The organism is Burkholderia sp. Ac-20344, assembly GCF_017104975.1.
Classification (GTDB): domain Bacteria; phylum Pseudomonadota; class Gammaproteobacteria; order Burkholderiales; family Burkholderiaceae; genus Burkholderia.
Window position 1 is genome coordinate 128881 of the sequence record NZ_JAAGPP010000001.1, and the last position, 12821, is coordinate 141701.

Below are 12821 nucleotides of genomic sequence, written 5' to 3' on the forward strand. Positions count from 1 at the left end.
AATCAAACGCGCCCGCATTCTGTTGCACGCACCGTAGCATGTGCGCGGCGGCGGGCTTTCGCGTCAGCTGACCCGGTTCACTACCAGGTCGGCAAGTTCGGCGAGACGCTGTGCGCGTGCGCCGAACGGTTTCAGCGCGTCGTGCGCTTCGGCGCGCAGTTGCGCTGCGAGCTCGCGCGACGCCTCGAGGCCGAGGATCGATACATAGGTCGGCTTGTCGTTCGCCGCGTCCTTGCCGGCCGTCTTGCCGAGCGTCGCCGAATCGGTCGTGACGTCGAGAATGTCGTCGACGACCTGGAAGGCCAGACCCACGGCCCCCGCGTACACATCGAGCGCAGCCATCGTTTCCGCGGACGGCGTCTCGCCGGCCAGCGCGCCCATCCGCACGGCCGCGCGCAGCAGTGCGCCCGTCTTCATCCGGTGCATCGTCTCGAGCTGCTCGCGCGTCAGCTTGAGGCCGACGCTCGCCAGGTCGATCGCCTGCCCGCCGGCCATGCCGATCGAGCCGCTCGCCAGCGCCAGCTCGCGCACGAGCGCGGCCTGCTGCACCGGCGACAGCGCAGCGGCGTCGGTCAGCGCAACGAACGCCTGCGACTGCAGCGCGTCGCCGACGAGCAGCGCCGTCGGCTCGTCGTACTGCACGTGCACGGTCGGCTTGCCGCGACGCAGCGCGTCGTCGTCCATGCACGGCATGTCGTCATGCACGAGCGAGTAGACGTGGATCATCTCCAGTGCCGCCGCCGCCGCATTGCGCGCCGCTTCCGTCGCGCCGGTCAGTTCGCCTGCTGCATGGCACAGCAGCGGGCGAACGCGTTTGCCGCCGCCGAGGACCGCGTAGCGCATCGCCTCGTGGAGTTTCACCGGCACCGCGGTTTCAGCGGGCAAATAGTGGCCGAGAGCGTCCTCGACACGGTCTAGCACGGACCGCATCCATTGTTCGAATGTCATAGATCGTCGTCTTCGCCGTCCGTGGCGGCCGTTCCGGACGAAAGCGGCTTCAGCGTCGCGCCGTCGAGCACGCGAACCTGCTGCTCCACTTTCTCGAGCTGCTGTTGGCAAAACGCAACGAGGGTCGCACCGCGGCGATACGCCGCCAGTGAATCCTCGAGGCTCAACGCGCCGCCTTCCATCCGGGCAACCAGCGTCTCGAGTTCCGCGAGCGCCATCTCGTAATTGTCCGGCAACGGTTCGGTGCCATTGCCGGGCGGCGTGGCGCCTGGGGATGCGGTTTTCGCCATGGACGAGGGTGTCAAATTTCAAAACAAGTCGGACATTCTACGGCAAAAGAGAATTCTCCGATCTGCCGACTTGGGCACCCGGCTACATATTCCGGCCCCACCTTCGACACACATTGTGCGCCTGCCGATTGTCGCCCGACAAAAAATTGACACAAATCAGGCACTTAATCCTGGCCTTGCGAGGCGAACCGGGTATAATTCCCCGTTTCCCTAAATCGATTTTTCGATGGTTGGGTTGTTCACTGCTTTCACGCTAACACCGGGAGTGGGAATGTCCAATCTGAGCGATGCGCTTCAGTTGAAGTCGGCTCACAGCCAGCTTCCAGTCACTGCATACTTCGATGAGGCGCTACTCGAGCGCGAGATCGAAACCCTCTTCAAGAAAGGACCTCGTTACGTCGGGCACGAGTTGATGGTGCCCGAGGCGGGGGATTATTTTGCGCTGCCGTCCGAGAAGGAAGGCCGCGTGCTGGTTCGTAACCAGGCGAACCAGATCGAACTGCTGTCGAACGTCTGCCGCCACCGGCAGGCCATCATGCTCAACGGGCGCGGCCACACGCAGAATATCGTGTGCCCGCTGCACCGCTGGACGTACGACCTCGAAGGCGAGTTGCTCGGCGCACCGCACTTCCCCGACAAGCCGTGCCTGAACCTCGGCAAGAGCCCGCTGCAACACTGGCAGGGGCTGCTGTTCGAGGCCGAAGGCCGCCATGTCGCGCGCGACCTCGCCAACCTCGGCACGAAGCATCACTTCGACTTCTCCGAGTATCACTTCGATCACGTCGAAGTGCACGAGTGCGACTACAACTGGAAGACGTTCATCGAGGTCTACCTCGAGGATTACCACGTCGTCCCGTTCCACCCGGGCCTCGGCAGCTTCGTGTCGTGCGACGACCTCAAGTGGGAGTTCGGCGACTGGTACAGCGTGCAGACGGTCGGCGTGCACAACGCGCTCGCGAAACCGGGCAGCGCGACTTACCAGAAATGGCACGAGCAGGTGCTGAAGTTCCGCAACGGCGTGCCGCCGGAGTTCGGCGCGATCTGGATGGTCTACTACCCGGGCCTGATGATCGAGTGGTATCCGCACGTACTCGTCGTGTCGTGGCTGATCCCGCGCGGCCCGCAGAAGACGACCAACATCGTCGAGTTCTATTACCCCGAGGAAATCGCGCTGTTCGAACGCGAATTCGTCGAGGCGGAGCGCGCCGCCTACATGGAAACGGCTGTCGAGGACGACGAAATCGCGATGCGGATGGACGCAGGCCGTCGTGCGCTGATGGCACGCGGCGAGTCGCAGGTCGGCCCGTACCAGAGCCCGATGGAAGACGGCATGCAGCACTTCCACGAGTTCCTGCGCCGCCACCTCGGCGACATCTGACAGCCGGTGCGGCGCTTTGACGCCGCACGGCATCCGGCAGACGAAAAGACGGGCTTCGGCCCGTCTTTTTTTGTTTAGACTTGGAATGTCAGGCCATTCGCACTCCAGGGAGCCGTCATGCCACACACTCACTACACCACGCTCATCTCCGCCGCCAATCTCGCCGAGCGCCTGGCGGCGGCGCCCGGCAGCGTCGCGCTGTTCGACTGCCGCTTCGATCTCGTCGATCCCGCTGCCGGCGAAGCCGCGTATGCGGCCGGCCATATCCCCGGCGCCCAGTACCTCCATCTCGACCGCGACCTGTCGGGCCGCAAGACGGGCACCAACGGCCGCCATCCGCTGCCGACCCGCGACGCACTCGCCACGCTGCTCGCGAGCCGCGGCCTCAAGCAGGGCCAGCAGGTCGTCGCGTACGACGCACAAGGCGGCGCCTATGCGGCGCGCCTGTGGTGGCTGCTGCGCTGGCTAGGCCACGATTCGGTCGCCGTGCTCGACGGCGGCCTGCAGGCCTGGGAAGCAGCCGGCCAGCCGCTGGCAACCGACGTACCGCAACCGGCCGCCGGCGATTTCCGCGCGGCTGCGCCGCTCGAATCGACGGTCGACGCGGCCGCCGTGCTCGCCAACGTGAACGCACCCACGCGGGTCGTGATCGATGCACGCGCACCCGACCGCTATCGCGGAGAAAACGAAACGATCGATCGTGTGGGCGGCCACATCCCCGGCGCGCGCAACCGCTTCTTCAAGGACAACCTGACCGCCGACGGCCGCTTCAAGACCGGCCACGAACTGCGCGAGGCGTTTTCCGCGGTGCTGGCGGGCACCGAACCGAATCTCGCGATCCTGCAATGCGGCTCCGGTGTCACCGCATGCCACAACGCGCTTGCGCTGGAGGTTGCGGGCCTGCACGGCGCTTCGCTGTATCCGGGCTCGTGGAGCGAATGGAGCGCCGACCCGTCGCGGCCGATCGCAACCGGCCCGACACCGTAAGCGCCGGCGCGGCGCAGTCGCAACGAAGCGGCGGCATCTGCCGCCGCTTGCCGTTTACATCACGCCATACTTGCGGAGCCACGCGATCGCGCGCTTCCAGCTCTCCTCCGCATCGGTCTTCACATAGCTCGGCCGGTAATCGGCAAAGAACGCGTGACCGGCATCCGGATACACGACGATCTCCGATTCGCGCGCGAGCTTCGCATCGCTCGTCTGGATCGCCTTGCGCATGTCCGCGAGCGACGCCTGCGTGATGTTCGTGTCCTTCTCGCCATAGAGCCCGAGCACGGGCACCTTCAGCAACGATGCATGATCGACCGGATTGAACGGCGTCATCTCGTCGGTCTTGCCTTCGACGAACCCGTACCATGCAACGGCCGCACGCACGTGCGGGTTGTGCTCGGCGTACAGCCAGCTCTGACGGCCACCCCAGCAGAACCCGACCACGCCGAGACGCGACAGGTCGCCGCCGTTCTTGCCGGCCCACGCGACGGTCGCATCGAGATCCTCGGTCACCTGCCGATCCGGCACCTTGCTGATGATGTGCTCGACCAGATCCTTGATCGTCGGATACTTCGCCGCATTGCCCTGCCGTGCGAACAGGTCGGGCGCGATCGCGAGATAACCGAGCTTCGCGAAGCGGCGGCAGACATCGGCGATGTGCGCGTGCACGCCGAAGATCTCGTGAATCACGATGACGACCGGCAGGTTCGTCTTGTCCTTCGGCTGTGCGCGATACGCGGGCACGCTCGCGTCGCCCGAGCGGATCTCGACGGTGTCGACGTCCAGCCCTTCGCTGTCGGTCGTGACCGTCTGCGCCGACACGGGCAGCACGGCCGCCGCAAAGGCACCGCCCAGCGCGGCCTGCATGAACTTGCGGCGCGAGAACGGAACGTGGGGAACCAGGCTGTCGACTTCGGGTTTCAACATGAATGCACTCCTCGATTGGGTGCCGCCATCACGATCACGGATACGGCATGACGGGGCTTCGCGCCGGCGCGCGGCGCGGATGTCGCGGCGGTTGGCACCCCGCCGCAAACGGAAACCCGGACAAGATGCCCAATAATCCGTTGTCGCGTCAACTGTCGGATATGTAAGACTCGATTACGACGCATTGATTCGGCAGCCCAGCAACCCGCAGGCGGCCGGTCGAATCGCGATGCAACACCCCGCATGTCGATCGCCGTTGCGCGGTCGGATGCTTGCGAATTGAAACGAAAAACAAGCGGTCGATGTTGCCTGTCACGCGCAGGCACGGCAACCCGGCTACCCGCAAAAAAACGGGCGGAGACTACGCACACCGTGCGCACTCCCCGCCTGCTTCCCGCACGAACGCGCGCCTCAGTGCAGCTTGACGCGCGGCAGCGTCGTGCGCCGCAGCCAGTGCGCGACCGTATCGAGCATCATGCGCGGATAGCCGTGCAGCGCGGCGATGTGCATCCGGTACAGCGACATGTACATGAAGCGTGCGAACAGCCCTTCGATCAGCATGTTGCCGCCGATCAGCCCGCCCATCAGGTTGCCGACCGCGCTGAAATGGCCGAGCGACACGAGCGAGCCCAGGTCGCGATACGTGAATTCGGGCAGCGGGCGCCCGTCGAGCCGGCAGCCGATTGCCTTCAGCAGGAAGCTCGCCTGCTGGTGCGCAGCCTGCGCGCGCGGCGGCACGTTGCGCTCGTTGCCGGGCCATGCGCATGCCGCACAATCGCCGAGCGCGAACACATTGTCGTCGGTAAAGGTCTGCAGCGTGCGGCGCACGTCGAGCTGGCCGAGCTTGTTGACCTGGAGGCCATCGAGATCGGCGAGCACGGACGGCGCCTTGATGCCGGCGGCCCAGACCGTCAGGTCGGCACGCACCGTCTTGCCGCTCGCCGTATGGACGGCCCCGGGCGCCACCTCGGTCACGCGCTCGGCGAGCATCAGCCGCACGCCGATCTTTTCGAGCAGTTCGGCCGTCGCCGACGACACGCGCTCCGGCAACGCCGGGAGGATCCGCGGCCCCGATTCGATCAGCACGATGCCGACGTCGTGATGCGGGTCGAGCTTGTGCAGCCCGTAGGCCGACAACACCTGCGCGGTGTTGCGCAGCTCGGCGGACAGTTCAACGCCCGTCGCGCCGCCGCCGACGATCACGACCTGGATGCGCGGCTCGGCCGCCTCGCCCGGCGCGGTCGGTGCCGGCGCCTGGTGCTCGGCGCGCATGCACGCGGCGATCAATCGCTTGCGGAAGCGCTCGGCCTCGCCCACCGTATCGAGCGCGATCGCGTTTTCCGCCGCGCCCTGCACGCCGAAGAAGTGGGTCGTGCTGCCGATCGCGATCACGAGCGTGTCATATTCCAGCTCGCGCGCCGGCAGCAGTTCCTCGCCGTCGCTGTCGCTGATGGGCGACAGCGTCACGCGCTTCGCCGCGCGGTCGAGCCCGGTCAGCCCGCCCTGCTGGAACTCGAAGCCATGCCAGCGCGCCTGCGCCGCATATTCGAGTTCCTGGGTGAACGGGTCCATGCTGCCGGCCGCGACCTCGTGCAGCAGCGGCTTCCAGATGTGGGTCGGATTGCGGTCGACGAGCGTGACAAGCGCACGCGCGGGACGATTGCCGCGCGCGCCGTAACGGTCGCCGAGCCGCGTCGCCAGTTCGAGGCCGCCCGCGCCTCCACCTACGATGATGATCCGATGCATCTGTTCCCCCTTTGCGATTCGAAACTGCTGCCGCCGAATAATGCGAACGCGATGCATTCGCGCCACCCGGCGGATTAACCGGTTCGGACATCATCGTTGTGCAGTTCGAAGCACTTCGATGTTTCCGCTCCCGGAACGCGGGGCGCGCAGCTCCCGCGTCAATGACATGCATTGTCCGGGAGCTTGCGCGTTGACCACAAGCAAACCATCTCGATATTCAGCATCCCTGCAACAATATGCCGCAGGAATCGGGAACTGCGCGGCGGTGCGTCAGTGTGCCTCTTCCCAGTTCGCGCCGGCACCCACTTCGGCGACCAGCGGCACCTTCAGCTTCGCCACGCCGCACATCATTTCCGGCAGTTTCTCGCGGACCAGCGACAGTTCGCCGTCGGGCACCTCGAGCACCAGTTCATCGTGCACCTGCATGATCATCCGCGATGCCAGCTTGTCGCGCGTGAGCCAGTCGTCCACCGCGATCATCGACAGCTTGATCAGGTCGGCCGCCGTGCCCTGCATCGGTGCATTGATTGCCGCACGCTCGGCCGCCTGGCGGCGCGGGCCGTTGCCACCGTTGATCTCGGGCAGCCACAGGCGGCGACCGAAAACGGTTTCGACGTAGCCCTTCTCCTTCGCGATCGCGCGCGTGTCTTCCATGTATTGCGCGACACCCGGGTAGCGGGCGAAATAACGGTCGATATAGAGCTTCGCCGCATCGCGCGTGATGCCGAGGTTCGACGCGAGCCCGAACGCGCTCATCCCGTAGATGAGCCCGAAGTTGATCACCTTCGCGATTCGGCGCTGGTCGGAATTGACCTCCAGCGGCGTCACGCCGAACACCTCGGCGGCCGTCGCGCGGTGGATGTCCTCGCCCTGCGAGAACGCGCGCAGCAGCGACGCGTCTCCCGAAATGTGCGCCATGATCCGCAGTTCGATCTGCGAATAATCGGCCGACACGATCTTGTGGCCCGGCGATGCGATGAATGCCTCGCGAATGCGCCGGCCTTCGGCCGTGCGCACCGGAATGTTCTGAAGATTCGGATCGTTCGACGCAAGGCGGCCCGTGACTGCGACGGCCTGCGCGTAATTCGTGTGCACGCGGCCCGTGGCCGGGTTCACCATGCGCGGCAGCTTGTCGGTGTAGGTCGACTTCAGCTTCGACAGCCCGCGATGCTCGAGCAGCAGCTTCGGCAGCGGGTAGTCTTCGGCCAGCTTCTGCAGCACTTCTTCGTCGGTCGACGGCGCACCGCTCGGCGTCTTTTTCACGACCGGCAACTGCAGCTTTTCGAAGAAGATCTGCCCGATCTGCTTCGGCGAGCCGAGATTGAATTCACCGCCCGCCAGTTCGTACGCCTGCGCTTCGAGTTCGATCAGGCGCGTGGCGATTTCGGTGCTCTGCGCCTGCAGGCGTGCGTCGTCGATCAGCACGCCTGTGCGCTCCATCTTGCGCAGCACGAGCGACACGGGCATCTCGATCTCGCGATACACGCGCTCGAGGCCCGGTTCGCGCGCAACCTGCGGGTACAGCGCGTGATGCAGCTGCAGCGTGACGTCCGCATCCTCGGCCGCGTATTCGGCGGCCTGCGCGAGCGCCACTTCGTCGAAACCGATCTGCTTCGCGCCCTTGCCGGCCACGTCTTCGTACTTGATCGTCTTGACACCCAGATGACGCAGCGCAAGGCTGTCCATGTCGTGCGTGCGGTGCGATTCGACCACGTACGATTCGAGCAGCGTGTCGTGCTCGATGCCGTTCAGCGCGATGTCGTAGTTCGCGAGCACCTGCGCGTCGTACTTCAGGTGCTGGCCGACCTTCTTGCGATCGGCCGATTCGAGCCACGGCTTCAGGCGCGCGAGCACTTCGTCGAGCGGAAGCTGTTCGGGCATGTCGGGGCCGCGGTGCGCAACCGGCAGGTACGCAGCCTTGCCCGGCTCGACCGAGAACGACAGGCCGACGAGCCGCGCGAGCATCGGGTCGAGCGAGGTCGTCTCGGTGTCGAACGCGGTCAGCGCGGCCGTGTCGATCTTCGCGAACCACGCGTCGAATTGCGCCCAGGTCTGGATCGTGTCGTATTCGCGGGCAATGTCGGCCGCCACCACCGGCGCCGGCTCGCCGTCCGGCGCATCGGCGCCGCCGCCTTCCGCCGGCGCGCTGTCGACTTCGCGCAGCCAGGTCTTGAAGCCGTAGCGCGCGAAGATGTCGCGCAGCAGGTCGCGCGCTTCGCCGTCGGTCTTCAACGACGCTTCGATCGATTCGAGATGCGGCGCGAGATCGCAGGCCGTCTCGACGGTCACGAGCGTGCGGCCGAGCGGCAGGAAGTCGAGCGCGCGGCGCAGGTTGTCGCCGACCACGCCCTTGATGTCGCCGGCATGCTCGATCACGCCGTCGAGGCTGTCGTACTGCGCCAGCCATTTCACGGCCGTCTTCGGCCCGCATTTCTCGACGCCCGGCACGTTGTCGACGGTGTCGCCGATCAGGGCGAGGTAGTCGATGATGCGCTCGGGCGGCACGCCGAACTTCGCGATCACGCCGTCGCGGTCGAGCGTCTCGTTGGTCATCGTGTTGACGAGCGTCACGTGGTCGGTCACGAGCTGCGCGAGATCCTTGTCGCCCGTCGATACGATCACGTTCATCCCGTGGCGCTCGGCTTCGCGCGCGAGCGTGCCGATCACGTCGTCGGCCTCGACACCTTCGACCATCAGCAGCGGCCAGCCGAGCGCACGCACGGCGCCGTGGATCGGTTCGACCTGCAACGCGAGATCAGGCGGCATCGACGGACGGTTTGCCTTATAGTCGGCATAAAGGTCGTCACGGAACGTCTTGCCCTTTGCATCGAACACGCAAGCGCTATACTCTGCACTGACTTCCTTGCGCATACGGCGCAGCATGTTGATGATTCCGTAGAGCGCTCCGGTCGGCTCCCCGCCAGGGCCACGCAAATCAGGCATCGCATGGTAAGCCCGATACAGATAGCTCGAACCGTCAACCAATAGCAGGGTCTTACCTTCCAGATTTCGTTCTTCAGGCATTATGAACAAGAGAAAAGTGATTCCGAGTCTGCGTTCGCTCGCAGATCAAGAACGCGCGACGGCCAAGAAGGCGCGCGCATCGTGGCAGATGTTCACGATTATGGCAGAGTTTATCGAGGCGACCGAGTACCTGTCGGAGATCCGCCCGGCCGTCAGCATCTACGGTTCTGCCCGTCTCAAGCCCGATACGCCGCACTACAAGCTCGCCGTGCAGATCGCACGCAAGCTGTCCGACGCCGGCTTCGCCGTGATCTCCGGCGGCGGCCCCGGCATCATGGAAGCGGCCAACAAGGGCGCGCACGCCGGCAAGGCGCCGTCGGTCGGCCTGAACATCGAGCTGCCGCACGAGCAGGCCGGCAACCACTACCAGGACATCTCGCTGCGCTTCCGCCACTTCTTCACGCGCAAGGTCACGTTCGTGAAGAATTCGGATGCGGTGATCGTGATGCCGGGCGGCTTCGGCACGCTCGACGAGCTGTCCGAAGTGCTCACGCTGATCCAGACGAAGAAGTCGCGCCTCGTACCGATCATCCTCGTCGGCAGCGAGTTCTGGAAGGGGCTGCTGCAGTGGTTCCGCGACCAGCTGATCCCGATGCGCCTCATCAATCCGGAAGACATGGACCTGATGCAGGTGATCGACGATCCCGACCAGGTGCTCGACGCGGTGCTCGCATTCTACGAGGACAGCGGCGAGGAAGAAGGTTCGGACGAAGACGGCCATCCGCCGCGCCCCGAAGAAGACCGGATGTTCTATCTGTAATCCATCCGTGACGTCCACCGGCCCGACGGCCGGCGGCCGGCGGACGGCTTCCCGCACGGCACGCGTGGCGATCCCGCCACCTGCCGTGTGTCACTTTGTAACGCGCTGTTAATCCCGCGCCGCAGCCGCGCGCCGCCGAATGTCAAATTCGCGCAGCCGGCGCCGTGCGACACAGCGCGGCCCGCCCTGCCCGCAGCCCGCCATTGTCAAACGGTTCGGCGTGGTATCCGCTCCCACGCGCCTGCCGGCCGCCAATCCGCCGTAACAAACACGCCTCGCCTTTTTCGTCGCGTACCAGCACACTGCATTGTGTCGGCGCGGCGTTCCCCCCGGTGGAACGGCCCCCCTCGCTTCCATCGTGTCGCGCCGGCCTCTTATAACGACCTCACGGAAAAGAACATGCAACGCTCGCTGATCGCCCTTGCCTTCGCCGGCCTCGGCCTTTCGCTGTCCGGCCTCGCCCACGCCGTCAACGTCGACGTCAACATCGGCACGCCCGCACCGGTCGTCGTCGCGCCTGCGCCCGTCGTGGTCGCCCCGGCGCCCGCGATCATCATTGGCTGGCATGGCGATCGCTACTGGGACGGCCGCCGCTACTGGGAACGCCGCGAGTGGGAGGATCACCAGCGCTATCGCGGCCGTGACGATCACCGCGGCTATCACTGCCCGCCGGGACACGCGAAGAAAGGCGAGTGCTGACCGGCACGGCGCGGTCGCTCGATGCACGCAAGGCCGCCCGGGCGCTTCGGCGCCGCCGGGCGGCCTTTTGATTGTCGAGCGCCGACCGCATGAATCGACGGCCTGACGATCCGCGAAATCGCTCGGCACCGGGTGGTAGTATCGCCCTTCTCCGAGGCCATTTCCGCCACTCATGCCGCTCATCCGAATCTGGGTCGTCGACCAGGCCCTTGCATCCGGCGTCGCCGCGCCGACTGACATGCTCGCGGCGGCCAACCATCTCGCCTCGACGACTTCGCAGGGCCGCACGAGCGCACCGTTTCGCTGGCGCGTCGAATCGATCGGCGGACGGCCGGTGCGAACGACCTCCGGCCAGATCATCCCGGTCGATGGCGCGATCGACGGCAGCAGCCCCGCCGACGCGATCTGGCTGACCAGCCCGTTCGTCGCGGATCTCGAGCGGCTGCTCGATCGGCCCGTAACGCTCGCGCCACTGTTCGACGCGCTGCGCCGGCAACACGCACGCGGCACGCTGATCGCGACGTACTGCACCGGCACATTCCTGCTCGCGGAGGCCGGCCTGCTCGACGGCCGCCTTGCCACGACGCACTGGTCGAAAGCATCGAGCTTCCGCGCACGCTATCCGGACGTAGCGCTGCGTGCGTCGGACATCCTGACCGAGCAGGACGGCATCCTGTGCGGCGGCGCCGTCACCTCGTACCAGAATCTCGCGCTGCGACTCATCGACAAACTGGCGAATGCGCGCCTTGCCGCGTCGGTCGCCAGGCTCATGCTGATCGACATGAACCGCGTCTCGCAGGATTCGTTCATCGACCTCGACCGGATGGGCCATCGCGGGCACGACGATCCAACCATCGCGCGCGCCCAGCGCTGGATGGAAAAGCACCTGCGGGAACCCTTCAGCCTCGCCCGGCTGAGCGATCACGTCGCGATGAGCGAACGCACGCTCCATCGCCGGTTCAGGGACGCGGTGGGCGCGCCGCCGCTCAGGTATCTGCAGACCCTCAGGATCGAAGTCGCGAAGCGGCTGCTCGCGGAAACGAAGCTCGCGATCGACACGGTCTGCGAGCGCGTCGGCTACGCGGACATCAGCGGCTTTCGGCAGTTGTTCAAGCGCGAAACCGGCATCTCCCCCGGCGAGTATCGCCGTCGCTTCACGCAATAACCGCGTGCAGCTGGCGTAGGGCACGGTGTCGGAAATGGCATCGTCGAATGGCAGTTTCGCCACTCTGCGCGTCAGCACGAGGTTCGTACACTGGATTCACGTCGCCCCGCCTCGGAGCGGCACCCTCTCCACCGAACCAGGACACCATCATGCCGATGATCGACGTATACATTCCCGAAGGCGCGCTCGCACCGGATGCCGAAGCACAACTGATGGAAGAACTGACGGACACGCTGATCCGCCACGAGGGACTCGATCCCGACAATCCGCGCGTGCGGGACGTGACATGGATCTTCGTCCATCGGCCGGCGGCCGTGTATCGCGCCGGGGCGGTCGCGCCCGCGCCGATCTATCGGATCGTGCCGACCGTGCCGGAAGGGCAGTACACGGACGCCGCGCGTGCTGGGCTGATTGCGGACGTGACCGCCGCTGTGGCTCGCGCGGAAGGCGTGCCGATCGCCACCATCGCGGCGCGTGTGTGGGTCTTTCCATCGGAAATCGACGACGGCTGTTGGGGCAGCCGCGGCGTCGTGCGCCGCCTGCCCGACATCATGGACTATTTCGGCGGCGCGCCGCTGCGGGCGCTCGGAGAACAGCGGCTGGCGATCAAGCGGCGCACGGATGCGATCGCGATGCTCGAAGCCGCACTCGCCGCGATGCGCGAGACGCATCAAGACCTGTCGCTCGCAACGCCGAGCTCGTGAACTGATGCTCGGCGAGCGCGTACCGCCTCCCGATGCCCGAACCCGGCTTCAGGTGATGCGGGCCTCTGCGGCGCACGCAACGGCGCGGCGACCTCGCCCGACTCGCCACCAGGGTTCGCATTGGCCGTGACGACGTCGCACGGCCCGACGAACGCGCCGATCGCGACCATGACGACTGTCATGGCCAGCC

11 protein-coding genes are annotated in these 12821 nt (G+C 66.0%); 6 read left to right on the top strand and 5 right to left on the bottom strand.

The window, feature by feature from the left end:
• Window positions 1-63: 63 nt before the first annotated feature.
• The gene (locus tag G3N64_RS00575) at window positions 64-948 is read right to left on the bottom strand and encodes a polyprenyl synthetase family protein (protein ID WP_042975833.1); all 885 of its coding nucleotides are present in this window, start codon (window positions 946-948) and stop codon (window positions 64-66) included.
• On the bottom strand, window positions 945-1238 hold the full coding sequence (locus G3N64_RS00580) for an exodeoxyribonuclease VII small subunit (RefSeq protein WP_006479428.1): 294 nt from the start codon (window positions 1236-1238) through the stop codon (window positions 945-947). The genes G3N64_RS00575 and G3N64_RS00580 overlap by 4 nt, the downstream gene beginning before the upstream one ends.
• Window positions 1239-1509: 271 nt before the next feature.
• Between G3N64_RS00580 and G3N64_RS00585 the strand changes: the two genes are divergently transcribed.
• Together G3N64_RS00585 and G3N64_RS00590 are read left to right on the top strand one after the other, a co-directional pair.
• Window positions 1510-2616: an aromatic ring-hydroxylating dioxygenase subunit alpha gene (locus tag G3N64_RS00585; protein ID WP_205781843.1), complete on the top strand. Its 1107-nt coding sequence runs from the start codon at window positions 1510-1512 to the stop codon at window positions 2614-2616.
• Window positions 2617-2733: 117 nt separating this feature from the next.
• Window positions 2734-3603, top strand: a complete 870-nt coding sequence (locus G3N64_RS00590; RefSeq protein ID WP_205781844.1) for a sulfurtransferase — start codon at window positions 2734-2736, stop codon at window positions 3601-3603.
• 54 nt (window positions 3604-3657) lie between these two features.
• Here the strand turns inward: G3N64_RS00590 and G3N64_RS00595 are convergent, their stop codons facing one another.
• The 3 genes from G3N64_RS00595 to polA all read right to left on the bottom strand — a co-directional run bounded on the left by G3N64_RS00595 (window position 3658) and on the right by polA (window position 9303).
• Window positions 3658-4533 carry a dienelactone hydrolase family protein gene (locus G3N64_RS00595; protein WP_205781845.1) on the bottom strand — a complete coding sequence of 292 codons (876 nt, stop codon included), beginning with the start codon at window positions 4531-4533 and terminating at the stop codon, window positions 3658-3660.
• 411 nt (window positions 4534-4944) lie between these two features.
• Window positions 4945-6279, bottom strand: a complete 1335-nt coding sequence (locus G3N64_RS00600) for an NAD(P)/FAD-dependent oxidoreductase (RefSeq protein WP_205781846.1) — start codon at window positions 6277-6279, stop codon at window positions 4945-4947.
• Between the two features lie 270 nt (window positions 6280-6549).
• Window positions 6550-9303, bottom strand: coding sequence for a DNA polymerase I (polA, locus tag G3N64_RS00605; RefSeq protein WP_205781847.1), 2754 nt, complete (start codon window positions 9301-9303; stop codon window positions 6550-6552).
• A gap of 1 nt (window position 9304) precedes the next feature.
• Here polA and G3N64_RS00610 point away from each other — a divergent pair, with 1 nt between their 5' ends.
• From G3N64_RS00610 to G3N64_RS00625, 4 genes are all read left to right on the top strand, one after another.
• Window positions 9305-10063, top strand: coding sequence for a TIGR00730 family Rossman fold protein (locus G3N64_RS00610; RefSeq protein WP_205781848.1), 759 nt, complete (start codon window positions 9305-9307; stop codon window positions 10061-10063).
• 399 nt (window positions 10064-10462) lie between these two features.
• Window positions 10463-10762 carry a hypothetical protein gene (locus G3N64_RS00615; RefSeq protein WP_050011343.1) on the top strand — a complete coding sequence of 100 codons (300 nt, stop codon included), beginning with the start codon at window positions 10463-10465 and terminating at the stop codon, window positions 10760-10762.
• A gap of 172 nt (window positions 10763-10934) precedes the next feature.
• Window positions 10935-11927 carry a helix-turn-helix domain-containing protein gene (locus G3N64_RS00620; RefSeq protein WP_205781849.1) on the top strand — a complete coding sequence of 331 codons (993 nt, stop codon included), beginning with the start codon at window positions 10935-10937 and terminating at the stop codon, window positions 11925-11927.
• A 149-nt stretch (window positions 11928-12076) separates the two neighbouring features.
• A complete protein-coding gene (locus G3N64_RS00625) occupies window positions 12077-12631 on the top strand; it encodes a Tautomerase enzyme (RefSeq protein ID WP_205781850.1) in 555 nt (184 codons plus the stop codon).
• Window positions 12632-12821 lie beyond the last annotated feature (190 nt).